The sequence below is a fragment of the Myxosarcina sp. GI1 genome, assembly GCF_000756305.1.
In the GTDB taxonomy this organism is placed as follows: domain Bacteria; phylum Cyanobacteriota; class Cyanobacteriia; order Cyanobacteriales; family Xenococcaceae; genus Myxosarcina.
The window spans coordinates 48,184-73,176 of sequence record NZ_JRFE01000025.1 but is presented as its reverse complement, the minus strand read 5'-3'; the positions used below and the strand labels follow the sequence as shown (position 1 = coordinate 73,176).

Here is a 24,993-nt window from a genome sequence, read left to right as displayed (position 1 = left end):
AAAAAATGAATCAAAACACTTACGATAAAGCATTAGGTTGCTTACTAGGAGCATTAGTAGGAGATGCTGCTGGTGCGACTTTAGAATTTTTAGGACGCGCTCCCAATATAGAAGAGGTTACTTGGGCGATGTCGATGCCTGGTGGCGGAGTTATAGGAGTAGCACCAGGACAAATTACTGACGATGGTGAGTTAACTCTTTGTCAGGCAAAGGCTTTAGCTGAAAGTGAAAAATTTAATTTAGAAGCGATCGCTCGTAATTATGCAAAATGGGTCGATTCCAATCCTTTTGATGTCGGTATAACCACCTCTAACTCTCTCGGTTCGTATTCACAACCTCAATGGCGAGAAATATTTCAGCAACAAGGTTACGCTGCGACAATGAAGACGGCAGCAGCGAAGCAATGTATGGGTTCTAAAGCCAACGGTAGCTTAATGCGAATTACGCCACTGGCTATTTGGGGTAAAGATTTAGCTACAGACGAACTAGCTGATTTTGCTCGACAAGATTCGGCTTTGTCTCATCCTAACCCTAGCTGTGGTTATGCTGTTGCCTGTTACTGTATTGCGATCGCACATTTACTAGATTATTCGGGCGATTGCGTTGGGGCTTTTGAAAGTGCCAAATCCTGGTTAGATTCTCAAAATCCGAAAACGGAAAATAGCTTTTCCGAACGGCATCGAGCAGAAGTCAGCAGTTGGCTCGACGATGCGGCAAATAACCGCAATGTCCCCTATTATCCTCAAGCTGGCTTTATTAAAATTGCCTTTACCCAGGCTTTTAGGCATTTACTTTTAGGTTCGGATTATCAAACTGCGATCGCCGAAACTTTATTAGGAGGAGGCGACACAGATACCAATGCCTGTATCGTCGGTGGCTTAATTGGTGCGGCTTGTGGTGCAGAATCGATTCCCCAAACAATGCGCGATCGCATTTTAAATTGCGATACCAGACAGGGAAAGCATCCCCGTCCAGATTTTTTTCATCCTAAACAGATTCATTCACTGATAGAAAAGTTGTTGAGTAATTAATTATTTTCTCCCCCAGAATTGGGGTTTGGGGGGCAACTATATTAAAAAATCGCGCTACTCAATTCTCAGTCTTTACGTCATATAAAATAATCAGATGCCCGTCATAATCGTGAAAAGCCTGTTCGGTAAAAATCAAATTTGGCGGTGCGGTAAAAGTATTGGCTCGCACTACTTCTAAGCCTAATTGACGAATTTGGGCAATTATCGAAGCTACTTCAGGGACTCGCAGTACCGTACCCTGACGATAGGGAGGACTAGGAGGAGGAAGTTCGATGCCTTTAACTTCTGTAAGTGCCAAAGAGCGCGGTTCGTATTCGGTACTTAATGCCGCAAAAGCAAGTTGAGCATGAGGGGGAAATTTAAATACCGTATACAAATAAGAGTCGGCATCGGCTGCACTACGGTAATCGAGGCGAAACCCCAAAATATCGCAATAAATCTTTAAAGCGCGGTCTAGATCGGATACCGCCAGACAGGGACGTTTGAGATGTAGTGCTGTTTCTGGTAGGCTAACTTGTTTTTCTTTATTATCCATTATTGATGGCGAGCGCTCGGTCTAGTTCCCTCGTTTGGATTGAGATTTGACTGGAGGTTTGCTGGGTTCGATTTGCAGCTTTGGCAATGCCGCAACAGCATAATATAGCTGTTCGGCAAGCTGTTGATTGGCTTCATCAGTTAAATGGGTCGGATCGATAAAGCTGGGAGAGGGATATTTATCGCTAAGATTGTATGAGTCAACGGCTCTAACATTAGAGGGAAAAGTGTTAGCTAATTTTTGACTGGCAGCGATAAATTCAGGATAAATATTTTTGACTGTTTGAATATATTCTCTACCTAACTGAGTAGTAATCGCTCCTTCCGCTTCAGTAAGCCGACTGGGATCTTGTCCCGTGATTTCTGGTTGGGTAGCAACAATCGTGGGAATTTGCGCAGCAGCGCACAGTTTAAGAATTTGCAGGTGATTATTATAGTAGCGATCGACCCTACTTGCTAATTCTGCTTCATCTTCGGGTAAATAGTTTACTAATGCGTCTGGTTCGTCGTTAAGATAAAAGTCTGGTTTTTGAGAATTTTCGGGATCTAACAAATTATTTTGAACGATTTGCACCAGATAGCTGTTTTTTTCTAAAGGCTCCAGCGATCGGCTGACATAAGCTTTAAAATAAGCAAATCCATTATCGAGATACTCTTCTAATTGGGGTATATCTACAGCTTTTTCGTTGCTATTAAGCATGAGATCGCTGTAGCCATCTAAGGCAATAACTATATCTGGATTGTAGTTGAGAATCTGTAAGGCTAACTGTGCCAACTCATTACCAGAAGCATAACCAGGAACGGCAGCATTAATTACTCGATATTGTCCCGATTTAATTTTGGCTGGTTTGACTAAGGCTGCTTCGCGTTGCTTGGGTTCTACTGGTAAGCTATCTGGTTGATAAAATTTTGGCAGATCTTGTTGCTGTTGTATGCGCTGCTGTAATCTGGCTTCTAAATACTCGCCAACTGTAGTTTCGTTGCTAGAACTGCCATAACCAAAAGCTGTCGAACCGCCAATAACAAAAATTCTAATTTCGTCTTTAGGTTTAGTGGTTAAAACTGGTTCGCGATCGCGAAAACCTTGTTGATTGATTTCCCAATACTGACTATTTTGCGATGCTTCTAGTTGATAACCTACAGATAAACTGCGTTTGGCTACCAGAGAGCCTTCGTTTTCCAAAGTTTCGTAAGGTTCACCTGTTTCGCTGACAAACTTTAGCTGATAGGCTCTAGCCAAATCTGGTTCTACTGGAGCTTGAGTAAACTTGGCTCTATTGCCAGTAACATCGACTACAACACGAGTTAAAAGTTCTAAAACCAGAAGAAATAAAATTACCGACGCAATTGTCCACAACCAAGACAATTTTGGCTCTCGCCTAGAGGTACGCTTAGCAAAAATTAGTTGTTTTTTAGGTCGTTTGACCATAGATCGACTTATTTTTATTGTTTACAAGTGTTGATTAAAAATCTGATAGATAAATCTTGTCATGCTCCGACCGTATTACGGTATACTTTTCCCTAACTCGTTTTCGCAGTTTGCTATTAACTCTGTGATACATTTACTCTGACTAGTTATCGTTCGCAAAACAGCCAACTAAAATAACATTTATTGTATTTATGACCTATAAACTACTATTCGTATGTTTGGGTAATATATGCCGCTCTCCCTCCGCAGAAAACATTATGAATCACCTGATCGAAAAATCGGGTTTAGAAAATAAAATTAGCTGTGATTCGGCAGGAACTTCTGGCTATCATATCGGTGCGCCTCCCGACAGCCGTATGAGTGCCGCAGCCAAGCAAAAAGGATTGCAGCTTCAAGGTCATTCTCGCAAATTAAAACCCTCCGATCTTCAACAGTTTGACCTGATTTTAGCTATGGATCGGGAAAATTACCAGGACATTTTATATTTAGACCGTGAAGGTAAATACGAACACAAGATATATCTAATGTGTGATTTTGCCGAAAATCATAGCGAGCGCGAAGTTCCCGATCCTTATTATGGTGGTTCGGAAGGTTTCGAGTGGGTAGTAGATTTATTATTTGATGCTTGTGAAGGTTTATTAAATTATGTAGTTAATTCAGAAGACTACAAAAACAAACAATAGCTTATTTCAATACGTAATGAATCGATTTAATTTCCGAATTTTTTCAAGATTTTGGGGTATTGCCAAACTTTACTGGCTAGGGAACGAGAAAAAAGGCGCGCTAACTCTTATAGGTGTACTTTTTGTTTTACTAATTGCTTATACGCAACTCAGCGTTATCTTGACCCAAACCCAGGGAGAAATAATTTCTTCTTTATCGGCAAAAGATGTAGATCGATTTTGGAATACTGTTAAAACCTTTCTCATCGTACTTATTTTATATGTGCCGTTGTTTGCAGGATTTAATTATTTACAAGAAAGAGTGGGTAATTACTGGCGCAGATGGCTGACCCATCACTTTCTAAATCGTTATTTAAGTAATCGTTCTTTTTACGAACTAGGTAACTTCAACACAGATATAGACAATCCAGATCAGCGTATTGCCGAAGATGTCAGAAGTTTTACTCAAGAGTCTTTATTATTTCTATTAGTTATAATTAACTCTATTTTTCAAGTTCTTGCCTTCAGTATTGTTTTGTGGAATATTTCTTCTAACTTGGTTTTTATCTTGATTGTATATGCAATAGCAGGAACATTAATAACCGTAGGTATATTTGGTAGAAAGCTGGTCAAAATCAACTTCGCTCAGCTTAGAAAAGAAGCAGATTTTAGATTTGGCTTAGTAAGAATTAGAGAAAATTCAGAATCTATTGCTTTTTATCAAGGAGAGACACAAGAAAATAATAAGCTAAAACTTATATTTGCTGAAGTTTTTCGTAATTATAATTTATTAATTATTTGGCGAGAATTGTATTTAGGATTATTTACTAATGCTTATGAATTTTTTCCCTACATTATTCCTGCTATTGTTGTTGCCCCTGGCGTTTTTTCTGGAGAATTTGAAGTAGGAAAAGTAACTGAAGCTCAAATAGCTTTTGCTCGCGTTTTTGCCTCTTTAAACATAATCGTAAATCGCTTCCAAACTCTTACTGCTTTTGCTGCGGGAATCGAACGGCTTGCCGATCTTGAAGATTATTTAAATCGCCATCAACAGCTTACTGCGACTAAACTTCCAGACCGTCCTACTATCGACACTATAAAACAAGACCAACTCGGTACGAGGGATTTGACCCTGCAAACCCCTAATTATCAGCGAACTCTAGTTAGAGACTTGACCGTAAATTTAAATACGGGACAGGGTTTGTTGATTATGGGAGCGAGTGGCTGTGGTAAGAGTTCTCTACTTAGGGCGATCGCTGGTTTGTGGAATTCTGGTACTGGCGAGATTTATCGTCCGCCATTGTCAAAAATGCTGTTTTTACCTCAAAAACCATACATGATTTTGGGGACTCTCCGTAGCCAGTTGACCTATCCCCATCCCAGCTTAGAAATTACCGATGAAGAAATTGCTAGAGTTTTACGGGTAGTCAATCTAGCCGATTTAGCCGAACGTTTTGGCGGACTCGATTTGGAAAGAGACTGGGCTGAAGTTCTTTCTTTAGGAGAACAGCAGCGACTGGCATTTGCCAGAATTTTAATTAACCAACCCCAGTATGCCATTCTCGACGAAGCTACAAGTGCTTTAGACGTTAAAAATGAGGAAGGTTTGTATTCTTATTTACAGCAAAGCAAAACTACTTATGTAAGTGTCGGTCATCGTCCTACCCTAATTAAATATCATCATCTAGTTTTAGAAATGACTGAAGGAGAACATTGGCAGTTAAAAGATGCTTCTCAGTTATCTTCGTAAAACAGAGCTTATTAGATAAGAAGTTGACTATTTACAAGGTGTCACATAAGTTTCAATTGGCTAATAACAGTTAATGTAACTTAGATATCTGTATGATTTTTACTAGCGAGGGCAAACACTTTATTTTTCATTTGAGGTTTCAAGGAATAAGATATGGTGTAAATTGATTTAAAAAATCAAAAGTGAATGAGTGGTCTAAAAAATACGATTAAAGCAGCTAACTTAGTCGATATTCTCCATTATCGGGCGAGCGATCGACCAAACAAACCCATTTACACTCTATTAGTCGATGGAGAAACTGAAGCAATTAGCCTTACATACGGAGAATTAGAGCGAAAAGCTATAGCAATTGCCGCTTATCTTCAATCTTTCTGTCGTCCTCAAGAAAGGGTTTTACTGTTATATCCTCCTGGTCTAGATTATATTGAGGCTTTCTTTGGCTGTCTTTATGCTGGGGTTATTGCTATTCCCGCTTACCCTCCACGACCCAATCGTTCGGCTTCTCGGCTACAGAGCATTATTCAAGATGCTGAAGTTACTGTAGCTCTGACTACTCATTCGATCTTAACCAACTTAGAACGTAAATTAGATAGTTCCCCCAGTCTTAAAAGTTTGCGCTGGCTGGCAAGCGATCGCTTTAACGAAGACTACCAATGGCAAGAACCAGAGTTATCTGCCGATACAATTGCTTTTTTACAGTACACATCTGGTTCTACTGCCGAACCTAAAGGTGTAAAAATAGCCTATGGCAATTTACTACACAACCTAGAAGCAATTTATCGTTCCTTTCGCCATTCGGCTGAGAGCCGAGGTGTGATTTGGCTGCCTCCATATCACGACATGGGGTTAATTGGCGGTATTTTACAGCCTTTGTACGGAGATTTTCCAGTTACGTTGATGTCTCCCCTAATGTTTTTGCAAAACCCCATGCGGTGGTTGGAAGCTATTTCGCGGTATCGAGCTACTACTAGTGGCGGACCTAATTTTGCCTATGACCTCTGTGTGCGCAAATTTAAACCAGAACAAGCCACTGGACTCGATCTCAGCAGTTGGCAGATTGCTTTTAACGGTGCCGAACCAATAAACTACGAAACGATTGCTAAATTCAGTCAGACTTTTGCACCCTATGGATTTCAGAGTTCTGCTTTTTATCCCTGTTATGGTATGGCAGAGGCAACTTTAATCATTTCTGGAGGTTCGACAACAGAGGGGGTAACTACTAAAACAGTAACAGGCAAAGCTTTAGAGCAAAATCAAGTTATTATCGCTCATCCTGATTCGGAAAACGCTCGCGTTATAGTTAGTTGCGGACAAAGTCTGCCAGATCAAAAAATCGCCATTGTCAATCCCGAAACTCATATCGCTTGTCAACCAGGAGAAGTAGGAGAGATTTGGGTAGCTGGTAAGAGTGTAGCTGAAGGCTATTGGAATCAGCCCGTACAAACAGAACGTACTTTTAATGCCTATCTTCAAGATCTCCAGCAGGGAGGATTTCTCCGCACTGGAGATTTAGGTTTCATGGAGAATGGCGAGTTATTTGTTACGGGTCGTCACAAAGATCTAATTATTATTAAAGGTCGCAATCACTATCCGCAAGATATCGAACGTACTGTAGAAGAGAGCAATTCGTCGATCAGACCGAGTTGCGCTGCCAGCTTTTCGGTAAATATTGAAGGTGAAGAAAAGTTAATTATCTTAGCCGAAGTAGACCGTTACTATTGGAGTAGCAATCGTGCTAATGCTAAAGCCAATGGCAAACCAGAAGCCGACAAACATATCGATGCCCGAGAATTAATTCAATCGATTCGTCGCGAGGTTTCTAAAAATCACGATCTACAGGTACATCGTACTCTATTATTAAAACCTGGCAGTATTCCTAAAACGTCCAGCGGCAAGATCCAACGTCACATTTGCCGTAAGGGATTTTTAGCGGGAACTTTAGGTTCGTTACCAGTAGACTGATAGCCACTAATAGCCAATCTCGCTGTTTATCGTTAGAAGCTCATTATCTCATGCACTCATATCTTCTAATTGCTCCTGCTAAGATCAATCTTTATTTAGAAATTATCGGCGATCGCCCTGATGGTTTTCACGAACTGGTAATGATTATGCAAAGCATTACCCTGGCAGATCGCCTGACTATCGAACCGAGCGATAATCAAAAAATTAATTTACGTACTAATTCTTCGGCAATACCAGCAGATGAAACGAATTTAGCGTATCGAGCGGCAAAGCTGATGTGCGATAGCTTTCCCGAAGTTTATGCCAACTATGGCGGCGTGAATATTGCCATTGAAAAAAATATTCCCATTGCTGCTGGTTTGGGTGGCGGTTCGGCAGATGCAGCAGCAGTATTGGTAGGAATTAACTTGATGTGGGAACTAGGTTTGACTTCCCCCGAACTGCACGAATTGGCGGCTCAATTGGGTTCCGATATTCCTTTCTGTATTTCAGGAGGAACGGCGATCGCCACTGGTAGGGGAGAAAAACTAGATGCGATTAAAGATTTGGATAATCTATGGGTAGTGTTAGCTAAGTACAACGGCTTGAGCGTCTCTACACCCTGGGCATATCAAACCTATCGACAAAAGTATGGCGATACTTATGCACGCGATCGCGCCGAAATTAAAGCTCGTAGAGCGCAGGTACACTCCAGTCCGATAGTTAGTGCCATAATAAAAGGGCAGGGAGCAGAAATCGGTAAATTGATGCGTAACGATTTAGAGAAGGTGGTTTTACCCGCACATCCGCAGATAGATAAATTACGCGCTATGTTTGCCGAATCAGGAGTATTAGGGACGATGATGTCGGGTAGTGGTTCTACTGTTTTTGCCCTCTGCGAATCAGAAGCAAGTGCGATATCGATTAAAGACCAAATGCGTTCTAAAATTTCTAATCCCGAACTAAGTTTGTGGGTCACTCAGCTTTTTACTGGCGGTGTTCATCTGGGAAATTAAGAAAAGTCCAACATAATGACCGAACCTGAAGCTATAAAAAATTTATTAGAAGCGATCGCCACAGGGGATATTAGCCCCGAAATTGCTTTAGAAAAACTCAAACATCTGCCATTTGAACCAGTTGCTGACTTTGCTAAAATCGACCGCCATCGTCAGTTAAGAACGGGATTTCCCGAAGTAATTTGGGGTTTGGGTAAAACTCCTTACCAGATAATTAAAATTATCCAGGCGATGCGACAAGATACCCCTGTGGTAATGGCGACTCGCATCACTCCAGAAGTTTACCAGCAGTTAAAAGCTGAGATTGACGACTTAATTTACTACCCTGAAGCCCGAATTTGCGTACTCTCCCAAGCTGAAGTCGCCGTCAGACACCCTGGCAAGATTTCAATTGTGACTGCTGGTACTGCCGATCTTCCCGTTGCTGAAGAAGCTGCTATGACTGCAGAACTTTGTGGCTTTAATGTCAACCGTCTCTGGGATGTGGGAGTAGCGGGAATTCATCGTCTATTGAGTCACCGCGAACTTATTTACGAAGCCGATGTGTTAATTGTCGTTGCAGGAATGGAAGGGGCGTTACCTAGCGTAGTGGCTGGAATGGCAGATTGCCCTGTAATTGGCGTTCCTACCAGTATCGGTTATGGTACTAGTTTCTCTGGGGTGTCAGCACTACTTACTATGCTCAACTCCTGTGCGGTTGGTATTGGTGTCGTAAATATCGATAATGGTTTCGGTGCGGCAGTTTTAGCAGCGCAAATTCTACGTACTGCAAGTAAATTAAATAAAACTAAAGGCGATCGCTTCGAGCGACTATAAATTAAGCACATTTTATTCTTGCCTCAACTAATAAATCATTAAGTTTGGCTTTAGTTGCTTCTGAGGGAGAATCTGGTAAATGACTGTTTGCTGCTGCTGTTTCTAATTCTGCTAACAAGCGATCGCATTCTTGCAAATAAAAATCGACGTTATCACTTTCTAAAATAGATTTTTCTTTACCTTCGGTTTTAATAGCAATTAGATCGCTAAGATAAGAAATTTTAAATTCTTGATTTAACTTTACTAAATTAGCTTCAATGATTCCTGTGTTCATCAAGTAAATACCTGTTAGCAAAACTCGATAAATATACAAAAGTGGTTTGATTTTTTTGATTGTAGATTTCTCAAACAAACGTCTTTGAGTTTTGGCAAAGCCTAAGTAATGATAGCTATGATGACGAGTAATACAATTAGCTGCGATCGCTTTGAGTTCTTTATGCGCTGCTGTGGTATGAACTACTAGCGGTGAATAGAGTTGTTCTAAAACATAACCATTTCTTTTTAGTAACAATAGCAAAAACTTTTTAACATCGTGAGTTACTAAATCTAATTCTAAATTAGCTTCTGTTTTAGAAATTTCTATTGTCTCTCTTACAGGATACAAACTAATAACTTCTGCAACTGGCAAAATATGACTACCCCGCAGATCGTAATCTGAGTCTGAAGACGGAAATCCATACAAATGTGCGCCACTAATCGTAGCAAACAATAAGGTATATGGTTGAGAACTAGATATTTTTTTTAGCTTGTCGATCCTGGTTAACATCTTTTTGAAAGTAAACTTATTTCTAGTGGCGATCGCGATAAAAATTATCTTTAAACTAAATTTCTTTGTTATTTTTAATGTCTGCCGTGTTCAAAAACGATCGCACATTTTTCGTCTAGCTTTAATTAATAGAGAATTAGCTTTTTCATAGTCTGGACGTTCGGGTAAAGTAGAATTAAATTTTGCTCTGTCAAACTTTTGATGCAAATCCAATCGCCATTTATTAACCTCTTCCCAAGACATTTCACCGTTACGAATAGCCAATAGTTCGCTACGATAATCGTCTACTTTTACGGGAACAAAACCACGTTCTAAAATTGTAATTCCCGACAGCAGCAGGCGAATTAGGTGCATGGCATGTTTTGGGCGAATTTCTTGCATATTTCTCAGATCTTGCTCCATTTTTTTGAACTGAGACATTACGTAGCCATTGTATGTTTGATAAACTAACTGAGATAAAAATATTTCTTTATTAGCTAGCAATTTTTCGGCAATCGCTGTTGCTGTTTCCACCATCGGCGTATACAAACATTCCAAAATATTGGGATTAGCTTTTAGTGCCAAAATAATAAACTTTTGTAATTCCCAATAGCATTCTTGACGCTCATTATTTTCTAGCTGTTCGGGAATGCCATATAATGACCAGTGTAAGTCGGCAGGAGGTAGATAAATACCTCTTAAATCTGTATCAGAATCTTCATTATCGAGTCCAAAAGCTTTAGAACCTACTACGCAGCGATAAATAACATAATCGTATAAGTTATATTCTGCCAGCATATCTTGGGCATATTCCAAACCTCGCTGGTAATGCTTACGAATACTAAACTGATGGCGACGTAAAGTAATTTGTCTCTCATTGGGTAAACGAATTTGATATGAATGAGAATTATCCGTAGGTGCTTGAGTTATCACTCCCAAGCCTCCTTGCAAGCACAATATTTGGTTATGTTTATCTCTAACTTCAATTCGACTCACAACCTGTGTACCAACAGGAATTATTAGATGAGGATTCATCGCTCTAATATTTTTTTTCGTATTACATCATTATACAAAAAACTTTTACTGTCTGTAGTTGTCCATCAGTTCCCAAAGCCAAGCTACTCCAGCAGCGATCGCTTCAGCTAAAATACTAATAACGCGAAAAAAAGCCACTGTAGCTAACACTATTGCTGTGGGAAATTGTGTTTTATCTAAAGAGGCAATAATTGTCGCTTCAAATATTCCAATGCCGCCAGGCGCACCAGGAATTACTAAGCCTAACAACCAAGCAAAACTAAAGGCACTAATTAACTGCGGTATTTGTGCGATCGCTACAAATTTAAAAGCGGTAAAAGTTAGTAAAAAACCCGTTCCCCGAAAAGCTAAAAACCCAATTTCTCCCAAAAAAGGCGCGATGGGATAGCGTTCTAACCTGGCATCAATCTTTTCTAATTTGTTTTTACTACGACTCAAACGTAGTAACAAAAAATTAAGAATACGGGGATTAATTCCTACTAAAATTATTAATAAGCAAGCAATTTGCAAACCAATAATTTTGAGTTCAAAACTAGTTGACAGCCAACCAAAACTCATACCAACTAGGTAAACCGATAAAGCTGCCGCAGCTAGTAATAAAGGTTCCAATAAAACACTGAATGTAGCCGTACTTAACGAGCCGCCATTCTGAGTAATAGCGGTAATTCTGCCATAAAAATGCCAGATATTCCCAGGTAAATATTTGGCAATATTGGTAATTAAATAAACTCTTATTCCCTGCCAGGTTGTTATAGACTGCTGAAAAACATCGAGTATCCAAGTCCAAACCCAACCAGACCAAATATGAGCAAGCAAGGTTACACATAAAGCCGCAAATAACAATAGCCAATCAGAAAACACTAATTTAACTGCGGTTATTTCTTGCCAGCGATCTTTAAAAACTTTGACTAGAAAAAATAGCGTTCCTCCCAGAATGAACCAACGTAGATAGGGTTTGATTGCTGAGAGAATTTGCTTCATTAATTAAGAAGTAAGTTAACTATAGGATAGAAATCGATTGAGTTAATTACCTAGTTTCCTTTCTACTCTCTGCAGCGCCTTAATTACAGTTTCCCAATCTGGTTTTAGACTGAAAGCCTTTTGATAAGCCTTTCTAGCTTCCCGATATTGCTGTAATGATTCTTCAACCAAACCCTTGCCATACCATGCTTCATAGGAAGTATCATCAATTTCAATTGCTTTGTTATATGCCTGTAAAGCCTCTGAATACTGTTGCAAGTTTTTTTGAGCATTGCCCAAACCTATTAAAGCAGGAAGATAATCTTCTTTGACCGATAACGCTTGCTGATAGGCTTCGATCGCTCTTTGGTAATCTTGTTGCTGATAGTGTAGCTTACCCAAATTATTCCAGGGCACAAAACTTCGTTCGGCATCTAGTTCGATTGCTTGCTTAAAATCGGAGATCGCTGCTTCGGGATTACCCATTTTGGCATAAACCTCACCGCGATTGTTCCATACCCAGGGAGAATCATTATTTAAGCCGAGGGCGCGATCGTAAGATTTTAAAGCTTCTTCATACTGTTTGAGACTATCTAAAGCTAAAGCCTTACAGTTCCATAACCGATAACTTTGATAATATCTTAAAGCATTGCTACAGGTGTCTATTACCTGTTCGTAGCTATTTAATTGGCTTAAGGCTCTAGCTTTTTTCAACCATACTTGCTCGAAGTTTTTAACTATACCGTAAGTTTTGGGTAGCTTTTGCAAGCCATTGTCATAATATTCAATTGCTTCTCTATATTTTTTGGCTTCTAGTTTGATATCACCTTTATAAAACTCTAAAATAGCCACTCTTTGCGCCCATTGAATCAATCCAAACCAAACTACTCCAGTTAGGACGAGGACAATCGATAAATATTTTGACAAATTATGAAAGCTAGAGCTGTGCTTAATTTTATTTAAGTCTTTAATCAGTTTGGCAGCAGAATGATATCGCTTGCGTTTGTCCAAACAAACCATTTTATTTAAAATTTTGGCAAGCTTGGCATTATAAATTACTTCATTTTTTGATTCCGAAGCTGCTTGAAAATCTTGCCATAATATTTCGCCAGTACGAGGGTTTTTGGGCAAATTAGCAGGAGCAACTCCCGTCAATAGATGAATGGCTGTCATACCCAAACTATAGATATCACTAGCAACGGATTTGCTACCAAAAATTTGTTCGGGAGAGAGATATTCAGCTCGCTCTAAGTTTGAACTAGAAGCTGGATAAGACAAATGCTTTGCTTCGTGTGGCTCGTCAGTGTGAGATTGAGAGCCAGGGAAAACTTGGCTATGACTATTTGAAGACAGAGATATCGCTTCTTGAATCGAGCCAAAATCTACTAGTAATAGCTTGCCGTCGTGTTTGCGCTTAATTATACTTAAAGGATTGATATTGCCGTGAATGATATTTTGCTGGTGAATAGAGACTAAAATCTTAGCAGTGGAAATAACTATATCGATAATTTCTGCTTCTGAAAAAATCTTTTTTCGTTTGATTATTCTTGCTAAAGATTCACCTTCTATGTATTCTTGAATTAAATATAAATTTTTACGATCGGTTAAATATTCAATAATTTTAGGAACCTGCGAGCAAGTTTCTAATTTAGTTAACTCTGTTAGCTCCCTGTTTAACCGTTCGATTACAAAATCCAAACTAGAAGCTGGCGTTTGTTGAGGCTGTAAAATTTTTAAATAATATAAAGAAGGATTATCCGCTCCTAAATTTCTAGATATATAAGTGCTAATTCTGCCTCTGCTACCTATATACTCATCAATATAATATCGTCCTGCAACAGTTTTGCCGACTGCTAACATTGGTTTTAAATCTTGCAAAACTCGGTTGGCATTATGATAGCGCTCGGCTATTTTAGAGGCAGTCAGTCGTTCGATAACTTCGATTAGAGCTTTACTTATAGTAAGATTATCGTACCAGTTGGGTGAGTCTGGAGATTCAGAAAATTCCCATTCAATTGGCGATCGCCCCGTAAGCGCGAAAATAGCGGTTTTTCCCAAAGCGTAAAGATCGCTGCTAAAAATAGGTTTGCCGCTGTTTTGTTCGGGTGGCATATAGCCAGGTGTACCAATGATTTGAGTCTCGATTGGCTGTTTATTTGAGTCAAACGCTAAAGTGCCAATTTCCTTAACTGCACCAAAATCAATTAAGGTAAACTTACCGTCTTTCTTCCGTCTGATCAGGTTAGTTGGTTTGATATCACGATGAATTACAGCCTGTTGATGGACGAAATTTAAGATTTTTAAAATTTCAATTAAAAACTCGACTACTTGAGGTTCCGTTAAAACTTGTCGTTGTACCTCTAGTTCTAGTTCTTCACCTTCAATAAATTCTAAAACTAGGTAAAATTGCCGATCTTCTTCAAAATGAGCTAAAAGTCGAGGAATGCGATCGTGAGTGCCCAACCACTGTAGCACGTTTGCTTCTGTTGCCAGCCTTTCTTTAGCATTAGCCCATACTGCTGGACTATTAAACCTTGGCTGTAGCTGTTTGACAACGCATTTAGTTTGAGGCTTAGACTGGCGATCGACTGCCAGATAAGTAGTAGCAAATCCTCCACTGCCAAGCTCCCTGACAATATAGTATCTCTTCCATAATAAATCGCCCGATCTTAAAATCTTGTAGCCACGCTCTTCCCCAACCTCTGAACTAGAATCGTGAGTATGAGATATTGGAATAGTAAAGTCGGAGTCTGACATAAATTGACACAAATTTCTAAACTGTAGCGAAAATTGGCTAACCTCTTGAGAGCGATTCTTACTATGATAAAAAAAGACTATCGTTGAAACGATTTGTTTGGGAATTTATTTTATTAAAACCCTCTAACCCTTATATCCTAAAAAATCTATTTATTTAAATGAATTTTTTTCGTCAATACATAACTCCTTTAATTGTAGTAGCAATTTTTTTGTTGGCATTGGTAGCGGTAAGCGCGAGAATCTTTTTACCTTCTGATATGGCTGCACCAGCACCAGTTGCCATTATAATAAGTCCATCTGCTTAAAGCCTAACTTTGTTACTTTGTTTTTGCTAGTTAACGGAACTTACAGTTGCCGTGTACGCAGGTGCTGAGGCGAATACACCGTGCTTTTAATACTGAGGGTTTGTAACAAATGCCAAGCTGGCACGATCGTATATAGTACCCACATCAAGATGCCCGAACGTTATCTTTGTCAACTAGACATTCTATGTTTGCTGCCAGCGTAGCCACCCAGACAATGTAGCGTTGAATACACATTAAATATTAAGATAAGAGTGGGATTGGGTTGGAAAAGCTATCGATTCGAGAAAACTAAAGGGCATAGCAATTTTAGTTCGCACCGTTGGTTAATACTTGAGAAATTGGCACTAATAAGATAACTTAAGCAATTATGCAACATGATGAATTGAGCCTGTTATCAACTGAAGAACTCACCAGTCCGCTTGATGAGATGGATACGGTAGCCCCAGCATCAGAAGTTCCCCCTCCCGACCCCGAACAAATGCTAGAGCTACTGCAATCCGAGCAAGCCTCTCAAAGAACGATCGCGGCTAGAGCTTTTTGCGAACTAGAAGATCGACGCTCAATTCCGTTGTTAATTAAACTACTAAAAGATGACTGTCCTTTAGTTAGAGTCAGTACTGCTTACGCTTTGGGAAGAAACACTTCACCCGAAGCAGTAGAACCGCTAATCGAGCTATTAGAGGAAGATTGGAATGGCTACGTGCGTAAAGGTATAGTCTGGGCTCTAGGCAATAGCCGCGATCGCCGCGCTTTGCAGCCACTAATATATACTCTCAAAACCGATATTTCGGCAGTACGTCTGTGGACGGCTAGTGCTCTAGCTCAAGTAGCTACTTTAGAATATGAAGATGTAATTGCCGCTATGCCACCTTTGATTGAAGCTTTAAGAAAAGATGCAATGGCGGCAGTTAGAAGTAATTGCGCCTGGGCAATCGGCCAGCTTTGTCGAGAGCTTCCTTCTAATGTAGTTTATGCTACGGCAATCGATGCCTTAATCGAAGCCTTGGTAGAAGACGATGACTATGGAGTAAAAGATGACTCTAAAACCGCCATTCTTAAAGTCGGCGATCCTAGAGGTTTACAGTTTATCGAAGAATTAGAATTTGAAGGATTAATCTGACTCGACCCTTAAATGACAAAACCTTTAATCATTGGTGTTAGCGGTGCTTCTGGTTTAATTTATACCGTACGCATCCTCAAATTTCTTTTGGCAGCAGATTATGAAGTCGAACTAGTTGCTTCACGGGCTGCTTACATGGTATGGCAGGCTGAAAATCGGGTGAGGATGCCAGTAGAATCAGAGCGACAGGAAGATTTTTGGCGAGTTAGAGCCGAAGAAAGCGATCGCGGCAAACTACGCTGTCACCATTGGGGAGATGTCGGCGCAAATATTGCTAGTGGCTCSTTTAGAACTTTAGGCATGATTATCATCCCCTGTAGCATGAGTACGGTAGCCAAAATAGCTAACGGCTTGAGTGGGGACTTAATCGAACGAGCTGCCGATGTTCAAATAAAGGAGGGCAGACCTTTAGTTGTCGTACCCAGAGAAACGCCATTTAGTTTGATTCATTTGCGCAATCTAACTACTTTAGCTGAAGCAGGAGTCAAAATTGTTCCTGCTATTCCTGCCTGGTACCATCATCCCCAAACCATTGAAGATTTAGTAGATTTTGTAGTTGCTCGTACTTTAGACGTGCTGGATATCGATTGCGTTCCTTTAAAACGCTGGCAAGGACATTAATTTATGTTTAGACGGGCAATAGAGACAGCGATAAAATAACACCATAAGAATCACTAAATATTCGCTCTAAATATATGAATCGCTTCAAATTTCTACTGACATTACTTTTAGCAATTGCCTTTGCGGTACTATTCGTGCAAAATCGAGAGCCTTTATCTTTAAAGTTACTGTGTCCCGATACGGCTAGTTCTTGTTGGTATCAAACTTCTCCAATGCCGTTGGCCTTGTGGATTGCTCTATTTGTTTTAGCAGGGGTTTTAAGTAGTTTAATCTGGCAATCATTAAATAGTTATGCTTATGCTCGCAAGGAGAGAAGCAGATACATTGCATCCGAACCCGAACCCAATACTACTCAGTTTGGCAACCCTACTTCAACTACAACCGTTGCTAACGAGTCTATAGCCGATACTACTACTAGTACTTCCTCTGCCTATGAAATCGAGCGCGAGCCAGAAACTATTCGTCGCTCTGGTTCCACCTATTCTTATAGATTTAAAGACAAAAACGAGCTTGGAGAGCGCCCCGAAGAACCAGAAAACAACAGTCAAAAAAACTCAGACGATGAAGAATGGATCTAATATCGTTTTATTTTTTAATTAATACAGATATTCTTTATTAAGCTGTTAGGCATTTAAACTACATACTATTCAATTTTAAAAGAAGTGATTCGGCGCAGGTGCGCCCTGAAGCCTCGGCAGGTTCGCTCGTCAAATCTAATACGTAATAGCTTAGGTTTTTGAGGGCATAAATGCCTCACGAGATTCTTGCTTTACTTTACCGAGCATTGCTTCACGTTGCAATCTAATAAAAGCTTCTAAATCTTCTAGCTCGTATTTGCTTTTAAGCATAGTTCTGAGCTTTTCTTCGGCTTCAATGGTTAAATAACCTGTCTTTAAAGCTTGTCTGACTATTTCCCTAATCATTTTAAATATTGCTGTTGCTAAAATAAACCGAAAATATTCGAGCAAAAACGTTGAATTTACTTAACTTCTAAATAAATAAACTTAGTCGCTCGCAATTATACATAAGCTCAATATCTATTAAATCGTATACAGTATCGAGTAGTTTTTCCGTAATCTCGATCGCAATATATATTTTTGATAAAGATTAACGAAAATAAAACATAATGATTAATGTTTCGCTTATTTTCTGCCCAAACAGCTACGAATACAACTATAAGCTGAAACAAAATAACAGCTATTTGGGTTTGGTTGGTAATAACTTGAATTATCTATTCCACAGTTCCTTGAATAGCAAAGATAATAAAGTAATCTGTTACAGTCACTTAATATATAGATTGAATTATTGCTAATTCTTTGCTCGCGGTTTAAACTAAATATTTACTTAGTCCAAAAAGTATATTTTTTTACAGTCATGTCGGTCTTTGGCAGCATACCTGGGTCAAACCGACTACTAATAATATAAATAGATCGATTAAAGACGCACTATTGTCATAGTTTTTACAGTTTTTGACGGTATCGAGAATTTAATATACCCGATCTACTGACGAGGTCAGCTAGAAAATAGTTTCAAGTCTACACATCTAACACAGATAAGTTCCTCCATATTTAAAAATTGTCATTTGGTAAATAATGTCTTTTACTACGTGATTACACTTATGTTTTTCTTTGATTATAAAACTAGCGCAATACAACTAGTTAAAAACTCGTAAATGAATAATAAAATGTAACAAAATAACAGCTCAAAAAAGTATTTACACTCTGCCAAAGCAATTATAGTAATAAACATGAACGATCTATTAAAAGGAGTAAACGTCTACTTAATTGGCATGATGGGGACAGGTAAAACCACCGTCGGGCAACATCTTGCCAGAAAGCTAAATTACCGTTTTATAGATATGGATACCGTCTGCACTGAAGTAGCGGGGCAATCGATTGCAGAAATCTTTGCTACTAAAGGAGAACCGTATTTCCGAGAATTAGAAACTAAAATTTTAGCCGAACTGTCTATTTATACCAGATGTGTTATTTCTACTGGCGGCGGAGTCATTGAAAAACCGTTTAACTGGAGTTATTTACATCATGGGTTAGTTATTTGGCTGGATACCGATATAAAAATTTTGCATCAGCGTTTGGCAGGAGACACTACAAGACCGCTAGCGAATCGCTTGGAGACTTTGCTGGAATCTCGTCGTTCTTTATATGCTCAAGCCGATCTCAGATTGGAAATTGCCACAAAAAGATCTCCAGAACAAATAGCTACTGAGATTATAAATACCGTACCGACAATATTGAAGTCAGCAGCTAAAGACAACTAGCTATAGTTGCTTTCGGTAGTGAAAGTTACAGAAACTCTACCGCTCTGAGATTGATAAAGAATAAGTCAACAGTCGGATTAAATATGGTTATTGAAAGCGAATATATAAAAGAAAGAGAAGCTACCCGCGTCCGCGTACTTAGTGAAGCTCTTCCCTACATTCAAAAGTTTGCCAATCGAACGATTGTGATCAAGTATGGTGGAGCGGCAATGAAAGACAATAATCTCAAAACAGGAGTAATCCGCGATATCGTGTTTTTATCCTGTGTGGGAGTGAGATCGGTAGTAGTACATGGTGGCGGACCAGAAATTAATAGTTGGCTGAGTAAATTAAATATCGAGCCTCAATTTAAAGACGGTTTGCGGGTTACTGATGCCACTACGATGGATGTCGTGGAGATGGTTTTAGTCGGAAGAGTAAATAAAGAACTGGTTTCTTTAATTAATCAAGCAGGAACCCCCGCAGTAGGACTTTGCGGTAAAGACGGTAATTTAATCAAAGCTCGTCCCGTAGGTAGAGAAGGAGTAGGCTTTGTTGGCGAAGTAACTAGTGTCGATACGGGATTGGTCGAATCTTTGGTTGATAGCGGCTATGTACCAGTCATATCTAGCGTTGCTGCTGATGAAAATGGACAAGCATACAATATTAATGCCGATACGGTAGCAGGAGAAATAGCTGCGGCTCTACAAGCAGAAAAACTAATTTTATTAACCGATACACCAGGTATTTTAGAAGACTATCACGATCCTTCTACTTTGCTTACCAAACTGGATATTCAAAAAGCCAGAAACCTAATCGAGCGCGGTATTGTATCTGGAGGAATGATTCCTAAAGTCAACTGTTGTATACGCTCTCTGGCACAGGGAGTACGGGCAGCACACATTTTAGACGGTAGGTTGCCCCACTCTTTGCTACTCGAAATACTAACCGATGAAGGTATCGGTTCGATGATTGTTGCTTCTCAATACCAAGAATAGTTAAGGACGTATTATTTGAATAAATTCGCTGCGACGATAGTTTGAGTATCTATCGCTGCGGTTGGGATTGATAATAATTATGGTGGTATTACCTCTAGAACCTCGGCGATCTCGGTGTCGGTAACGAGTGTGGCGATCGCCATAAAAGTCATAACCGCGATGATGGTAGCGATCGTAGCTGCTTCTGCCTGACGGCAGGGGAATATGCCTTCCTGGCGGCGGAGTTACATTTAAAGATCTAGGAGCGATCGCTCGACTGCGAACTTGAGCAATTTGCAGAGCAGTTTCAGGCAGAGCGTTTACTGGCAATTCAGTAGCTAAAAACGCACTCGTTGCTACTGCCAGAGAATAGATGACTTTACGCCAACTGTATTCGGGCTTATTGGAATCAAACATGATTTATTGCTGGAAATATCGAACCGAAATTACCATCGTCTAAGATTAAATATAAGTAATTTCCACAGTATATTAAGTATAGTAAAAGTGACGACAGACAATCGAGAAAAGTTTCGGCAGCACTATCGAGCGGGGAAGCAAGCTTTAGAAAGAGGTAGATATCGCCAGAGCATAGAAAATTTAGAATCTGCTGTAGAACTAATCGCTCCTACTTCTCGTCAGGGCGGAGAAGCTCAAATTTGGTTAGTTACTGCCTACCAGGCTGCAAACTCAATCTCTGAAGCGATCGCTCTAGCTCAAAAATTAACCTCTCATCCTGATTCCGAGACGCGCCAACAGGCAAAACGTTTGCTGTATATTATTCAAGCACCCAAATTATCGAGACCTAAAGAATGGTTGAATGAAATCCCCGATCTTACCGATGCAGATATTGGTAAGGCGAAATATGTCGCAGCAAAAACCAATAATAACAAGCAGACTATTAATGAAAATCCAGCAGAAGTAAACCTATCAGAGATAAACGACCGAGATAATAAATTTGTCTGGTTTGCTCTGCTGGTAACTATATTGACTCTAAGTAGTATTATTTGGATGAGTAAATAATCTTTAGTTCCCGCTCCAGTAAAACTCAGGCTCGTGCTGTGGAAGAACACGAACATGTTGGCGAGCAGCGCGAGCTATGATCGAATTGACATTTTCACAGGGGAAACAAGATTAGAGATCGACCGCCCCGTCAAACAATGCCAATGGCAGGCAAATAAATCTGGCTGTTGAGTTCTCAGGGTTATTAAAGCAGGAGCGGCAGGAAAAGGCCACAGGCGATCGAATACAATTTCTCCTCCATAGAGGCTAAACTGTAGCAAATAAACAGCAGGCGGAGCATCAAGAGAGCTAAGCAAACCTTCTGCCAAACTATATAGAGGTTTATAGTGACGAATGGGTAGCTCTACGGGTTGTTCGTATGAGTTGGGAATCTCGCCTTCCCCAATTATCTCTCCATAAATAGTGCGATTTGAAGTTACTACGATCGGCAACCATAAATGACCCAGCCAAGAATCACCAACGCTAGTTTTAAATCCTAATTTTTGTTCTACCCAAAGCCGTCGTTCGCCAATATTTTTACAGGCGATATAGGTTTGACGAGCGGAAAAATTGAAGTATTCAGGTAGCTGAATCGTTAGGGGACAATAGGTAATTAAAGCATCATCAATAGATGGCTTGGGCAAATTAGACCATAAAGTAGCTGCTGATATTACTTCAATTATTGAGTCCGAATCATCTGTAATGCTCTGTTTTAAAGCTTCGACCATTTTTTGCGTTACTGGAGAAACAGCAAATAACTGTCCTCGATCGTTAATCTCAGCGTTAATAATGATGACGACTTTGTTCATTCCCCTTCCATAATTGTGAGATATTGCCATAGATATATTGAAATCTACTTTTACTCTGTTTTGTAGAATTCAAGATTCAGTTCGCCAGAACTTTCTAGCATTGTTTTAGTTACTACCATAGTGGCGCGTTGAAATTGTATTGTAGGGCATAGTTGAATAGTTTATGAGGTCATGTAAAAGCAAATTAATTACTCTTTGTAAAGTTGGAGGTAGTTTGTTTGCAAAAAGGCAAAGTCTCTAAATTTAATTAACAAAAATCAAACTTTAAAGTAAAGTAAAACTACTAAGAACAGTCGAACACAATTATAAAATACACTCAAACAAATCTGAAGCGATCGCGCTCTGTGCGCTGTCTGAGTCTGACGATTTGCTTTCGCAATCGACAATCGCAAAGCTTATGACGGGAGTCACGGACGGCTTGAGGAGCGGCATAAACTGGCGAGAAAACATCATGCCCTCCAGACTACGACGCGCCCTCCCCTTCGGACTTATCGCGCTACTTGCCATTATTGAAAAATTATGAAATGTTTGCTTCAAGTTAAAATCCATCAAAATTTCGCTCTACATCTATCATAGTCCCTGCTTTGCTCTATTTTCCACTAGCAGAACACAATCGAACGTTCGGTTAGCTCTACCGCAGTTTGAATAGTATGCCTCTAATTGCTTTAAATTCGGACAATACCTACGTTAAAATTCACGAAGTTAGAAGAAATTTTGCCGTAAAACGACAAATTTTTTCTTACCAAGTTACCAAAAAAATATTGATTGTTTCTATAATCAATCCATAATCGAACATGGATTTACTCGAATATCAAGCTAAAGAGCTATTTCGTCAAGTTGGCATTCCTACGCTACCCGCTCAAACCATTGCCGAACCCAGGCAAATCAAACAACTGCAAATTCCGTATCCAGTAGTATTAAAATCCCAGGTTAAAGCGGGAGGAAGAGGTAAAGCAGGAGGCGTGCGTTTCGTTTCTAATACAATCGATGCCATTGCCGCTGCCAGATCTATTTTTAATTTATCGATTTTGCGAGAATACCCCAAAGCTATTTTGGCAGAAGCACACTACAATGCAGAGCGAGAATTTTTTCTGGCAATTGTTTTAGACTACAATTTGCAATGCCCCGTACTTTTGGGTTCGGCATATGGAGGAATGAATCTCGAACCGTTACTGGCAAATTTACATCAGGTACCAATTGACACCGAGTTTTCCTCATTTTATGCTCGTCGTTTAGCTGTCAATATGCAATTGACTGGTGAGTTAGTTTGCTCTGTCAGTCAAATTATTGAAAATATGTATGAACTTTTTAAGGCTAAAGATTTGGAGTCAATTGAAATCAATCCTTTAGGAGTCAACGAACGTGGCGAGTTGATGGCACTGGATGGCAAAATTACTATTAATGATTCGGCAATAGGTAGACATCCAGACATTGCGACCTTAGCAAATTTAGACGATAAAGCGATCTGCAATCTTCGTAGCCAATCTCACAAACGACAAAATGAATCAAACCTGCGTTGGCTTAACTGGCAAGAACCAAATAACAAAATTGGCATTATTACCAATAGCTTCGATCTGACAATTTTGGCTTGGGATTTGATTTGCCGCCGACAAGCAAAACCTGCCTGCGGTATGGTTATCGAACCAAGAGCGAATACTACCGAGGCGTATTGGCAACAACTAAAACTTTCTCTGACAGAATTGATATATAGTGATAAAATTCAGGTCATTTTAGTTAATATTTGGGAACTGGCTATAAGCAGTCGCGATCTCGTTGAGGCGATCGCCGATTGCTATCTTAACGAGCAAAAGACATCTCTAATTGCATCACCGACTAAACTAGTGCTGCGATTCACAAATTGTGAGACTGTTGCCGATATAGAAGGGCTTGGTGCTACAGAAACAATCTATTTAATAGATAGTTTAGAAGAAGCCATTTCCCTAACAGTCACTTTGGCAAAAAATGAAAGTTGACCCCCAGACCAATAAACGATCGCTAAACTAATTTTTGTGGAATAAATTTGTTATTTATGAATTGGTCATTTGCTCGAGATACTCAGGTTATCGTTCAAGGAATTGACGAACCAGAAGTAAGCGATCGCGTTTTGGCACTTAAGGCTTACGGAACTAATATTGTCGCTGGAGTGAGTTATGACAACAACCAGTCCGCTAAAGACGAAATTCCCGTCTACCAGTTAGTAGAAAAGGCAATCTCCGAATGCGGGCAAGCTGAAATTAGCTTGATTTTCGTTCCACCCTATCAGGTACTCGATGCGGGACGAGAAGCGATCGCCGCTGGAGTTCGATACTTAATTATTTTTACCACAGGAATACCACCATTAGATACTATCTCTTTATTAAAGTGGGCAAAGACTAATAACACTTCGATTTTAGGTCCTGGTAGTCATGGTTTTGTCATTCCAGAGCAGGTTTGGATGGGTACTCTGCAACCGCAATTTTATCAGGCTGGAAAAGTTGGTTTGATAGGCAATAGCCCTTATTTAAGCTATGAAGTAGCTTGGGAGCTAAATCAGGCGCAATTGGGACAGTCGATAGTAGTTTGTTTGGGTGAAGACAAAATTCTGGGTTCGAGTTTGAGTCAATGGTTATCGATTCTCAGTGACGATGCCAATACTGAAGCCATCGTCTTAGTTGGCAGAACTCTCTATGAAACTGAAGAAGTAATCGATTTTTACGAACGTAGTGCAGCTAAAAAACCATTGATTATCTATCTAGCAGGATTGCAGGCTCCTCAAGAAAAACTATTTCGCAATGCCGTTACTATTATTACCAATCACCTATCTTCTTCAATTCCTGTGGTTAATACTAACCACCAAGACCTCGATCGCTTAAAACAGGCAGGAATAAAAATTGCTGGCAAACCCTGTGAAATTCCTTTGCTGATTGAAAAGAGTTTAAAGTCTAAATAGTCAGAGGCTACTTCGGCAACGTTTTTAGAGGCAACGGCGATGCCCCACAGGACATTTCGATTGGCGGCACGCTCCAGCGATTGACGAAGCCTGACGGATGGCTGCACGAGCAAAGCTCGAAATCGCGTCCTTCTCTAACCGGTGGTAAAGTTTTCGCGTCGTTTTGATGAAGATTTTCCGTGCCTACTAATTCTTGGGTTATCTTGGATTTCTAAACTTAATTTTATTGCCAAACTGTATCTAAAGTAATATATGTATTTTTGCCGCTGGCAACACACTGATAGATAGGCTTTTTGGCTC

24 protein-coding genes are annotated in these 24,993 nt (G+C 39.8%); 14 read left to right on the top strand and 10 right to left on the bottom strand.

Annotation, left to right across the window (positions count from 1 at the left end; genetic code table 11):
- The first annotated feature begins 5 nt into the window (after positions 1-5).
- Entirely contained in the window at positions 6-1,031 is a 1,026-nt protein-coding gene (locus tag KV40_RS19850) for an ADP-ribosylglycohydrolase family protein (protein ID WP_036485298.1), read from the top strand.
- A gap of 58 nt (positions 1,032-1,089) precedes the next feature.
- Here the strand turns inward: KV40_RS19850 and KV40_RS19845 are convergent, their stop codons facing one another.
- Positions 1,090-1,566, bottom strand: coding sequence for a VOC family protein (locus KV40_RS19845; RefSeq protein WP_036485297.1), 477 nt, complete (start codon positions 1,564-1,566; stop codon positions 1,090-1,092).
- Positions 1,567-1,587: 21 nt separating this feature from the next.
- Positions 1,588-2,994 (bottom strand): lipolytic protein G-D-S-L family, encoded by a 1,407-nt coding sequence (locus tag KV40_RS19840; protein ID WP_036485296.1) that lies wholly within the window; start codon positions 2,992-2,994, stop codon positions 1,588-1,590.
- Between the two features lie 191 nt (positions 2,995-3,185).
- Between KV40_RS19840 and KV40_RS19835 the strand changes: the two genes are divergently transcribed.
- From KV40_RS19835 to larB, 5 genes are all read left to right on the top strand, one after another.
- Complete coding sequence (locus tag KV40_RS19835; RefSeq protein ID WP_036485295.1) at positions 3,186-3,677, top strand: low molecular weight protein-tyrosine-phosphatase; 492 nt, start codon at positions 3,186-3,188, stop codon at positions 3,675-3,677.
- Positions 3,678-3,693: 16 nt separating this feature from the next.
- The gene (locus KV40_RS19830; RefSeq protein WP_036485293.1) at positions 3,694-5,406 is read left to right on the top strand and encodes an ABC transporter ATP-binding protein/permease; all 1,713 of its coding nucleotides are present in this window, start codon (positions 3,694-3,696) and stop codon (positions 5,404-5,406) included.
- A 186-nt stretch (positions 5,407-5,592) separates the two neighbouring features.
- Positions 5,593-7,368: a fatty acyl-AMP ligase gene (locus KV40_RS19825; RefSeq protein ID WP_036485290.1), complete on the top strand. Its 1,776-nt coding sequence runs from the start codon at positions 5,593-5,595 to the stop codon at positions 7,366-7,368.
- Between the two features lie 50 nt (positions 7,369-7,418).
- Positions 7,419-8,363 (top strand): 4-(cytidine 5'-diphospho)-2-C-methyl-D-erythritol kinase, encoded by a 945-nt coding sequence (gene ispE, locus KV40_RS19820; protein WP_036485288.1) that lies wholly within the window; start codon positions 7,419-7,421, stop codon positions 8,361-8,363.
- A 15-nt stretch (positions 8,364-8,378) separates the two neighbouring features.
- Complete coding sequence (larB, locus tag KV40_RS19815; RefSeq protein WP_036485286.1) at positions 8,379-9,179, top strand: nickel pincer cofactor biosynthesis protein LarB; 801 nt, start codon at positions 8,379-8,381, stop codon at positions 9,177-9,179.
- A gap of 1 nt (position 9,180) precedes the next feature.
- Here larB and KV40_RS19810 read toward each other — a convergent pair whose 3' ends face one another.
- The 4 genes from KV40_RS19810 to KV40_RS19795 form a co-directional block, all read right to left on the bottom strand.
- On the bottom strand, positions 9,181-9,945 hold the full coding sequence (locus KV40_RS19810; protein WP_036485284.1) for a DNA polymerase beta superfamily protein: 765 nt from the start codon (positions 9,943-9,945) through the stop codon (positions 9,181-9,183).
- 90 nt (positions 9,946-10,035) lie between these two features.
- On the bottom strand, positions 10,036-10,959 hold the full coding sequence (locus tag KV40_RS19805) for a DNA polymerase beta superfamily protein (protein WP_036485281.1): 924 nt from the start codon (positions 10,957-10,959) through the stop codon (positions 10,036-10,038).
- Between the two features lie 45 nt (positions 10,960-11,004).
- The gene (locus tag KV40_RS19800) at positions 11,005-11,940 is read right to left on the bottom strand and encodes a YbhN family protein (protein ID WP_036485277.1); all 936 of its coding nucleotides are present in this window, start codon (positions 11,938-11,940) and stop codon (positions 11,005-11,007) included.
- Positions 11,941-11,982: 42 nt separating this feature from the next.
- Complete coding sequence (locus tag KV40_RS19795; protein WP_036485274.1) at positions 11,983-14,676, bottom strand: tetratricopeptide repeat protein; 2,694 nt, start codon at positions 14,674-14,676, stop codon at positions 11,983-11,985.
- 672 nt (positions 14,677-15,348) lie between these two features.
- On the opposite strand from KV40_RS19795, the gene KV40_RS19790 reads away from it, so the two are divergent.
- The 3 genes from KV40_RS19790 (at position 15,349) to KV40_RS19780 (ending at position 17,300) form a co-directional block, all read left to right on the top strand.
- Complete coding sequence (locus tag KV40_RS19790; protein WP_036485272.1) at positions 15,349-16,101, top strand: HEAT repeat domain-containing protein; 753 nt, start codon at positions 15,349-15,351, stop codon at positions 16,099-16,101.
- A gap of 12 nt (positions 16,102-16,113) precedes the next feature.
- Positions 16,114-16,722 (top strand): flavin prenyltransferase UbiX, encoded by a 609-nt coding sequence (locus tag KV40_RS19785; RefSeq protein ID WP_036485271.1) that lies wholly within the window; start codon positions 16,114-16,116, stop codon positions 16,720-16,722.
- A 74-nt stretch (positions 16,723-16,796) separates the two neighbouring features.
- Positions 16,797-17,300: a hypothetical protein gene (locus KV40_RS19780; protein ID WP_036485269.1), complete on the top strand. Its 504-nt coding sequence runs from the start codon at positions 16,797-16,799 to the stop codon at positions 17,298-17,300.
- A 150-nt stretch (positions 17,301-17,450) separates the two neighbouring features.
- Here KV40_RS19780 and KV40_RS19775 read toward each other — a convergent pair whose 3' ends face one another.
- Positions 17,451-17,645 (bottom strand): hypothetical protein, encoded by a 195-nt coding sequence (locus KV40_RS19775; RefSeq protein ID WP_036485435.1) that lies wholly within the window; start codon positions 17,643-17,645, stop codon positions 17,451-17,453.
- 824 nt (positions 17,646-18,469) lie between these two features.
- On the opposite strand from KV40_RS19775, the gene KV40_RS19770 reads away from it, so the two are divergent.
- A complete protein-coding gene (locus KV40_RS19770; RefSeq protein WP_156114099.1) occupies positions 18,470-19,000 on the top strand; it encodes a shikimate kinase in 531 nt (176 codons plus the stop codon).
- Between the two features lie 83 nt (positions 19,001-19,083).
- Complete coding sequence (argB, locus tag KV40_RS19765; protein ID WP_156114098.1) at positions 19,084-19,977, top strand: acetylglutamate kinase; 894 nt, start codon at positions 19,084-19,086, stop codon at positions 19,975-19,977.
- On the opposite strand, the gene KV40_RS19760 is transcribed toward argB, so the two are convergent.
- Complete coding sequence (locus KV40_RS19760; RefSeq protein WP_036485265.1) at positions 19,978-20,373, bottom strand: hypothetical protein; 396 nt, start codon at positions 20,371-20,373, stop codon at positions 19,978-19,980.
- Positions 20,374-20,460: 87 nt separating this feature from the next.
- Between KV40_RS19760 and bamD the strand changes: the two genes are divergently transcribed.
- Complete coding sequence (gene bamD / locus KV40_RS19755) at positions 20,461-20,976, top strand: outer membrane protein assembly factor BamD (protein ID WP_036485263.1); 516 nt, start codon at positions 20,461-20,463, stop codon at positions 20,974-20,976.
- 74 nt (positions 20,977-21,050) lie between these two features.
- On the opposite strand, the gene KV40_RS19750 is transcribed toward bamD, so the two are convergent.
- Together KV40_RS19750 and KV40_RS19745 are read right to left on the bottom strand one after the other, a co-directional pair.
- On the bottom strand, positions 21,051-21,794 hold the full coding sequence (locus tag KV40_RS19750) for a hypothetical protein (RefSeq protein WP_253274324.1): 744 nt from the start codon (positions 21,792-21,794) through the stop codon (positions 21,051-21,053).
- Positions 21,795-22,067: 273 nt separating this feature from the next.
- A complete protein-coding gene (locus tag KV40_RS19745; protein WP_036485261.1) occupies positions 22,068-22,313 on the bottom strand; it encodes a hypothetical protein in 246 nt (81 codons plus the stop codon).
- Positions 22,314-22,558: 245 nt separating this feature from the next.
- Here KV40_RS19745 and KV40_RS19740 point away from each other — a divergent pair, with 245 nt between their 5' ends.
- Both KV40_RS19740 and KV40_RS19735 read left to right on the top strand, forming a co-directional pair.
- A complete protein-coding gene (locus KV40_RS19740) occupies positions 22,559-23,737 on the top strand; it encodes an ATP-grasp domain-containing protein (protein WP_036485260.1) in 1,179 nt (392 codons plus the stop codon).
- Positions 23,738-23,793: 56 nt separating this feature from the next.
- Positions 23,794-24,693 carry a CoA-binding protein gene (locus tag KV40_RS19735; protein WP_036485259.1) on the top strand — a complete coding sequence of 300 codons (900 nt, stop codon included), beginning with the start codon at positions 23,794-23,796 and terminating at the stop codon, positions 24,691-24,693.
- Positions 24,694-24,993: the final 300 nt, after the last annotated feature.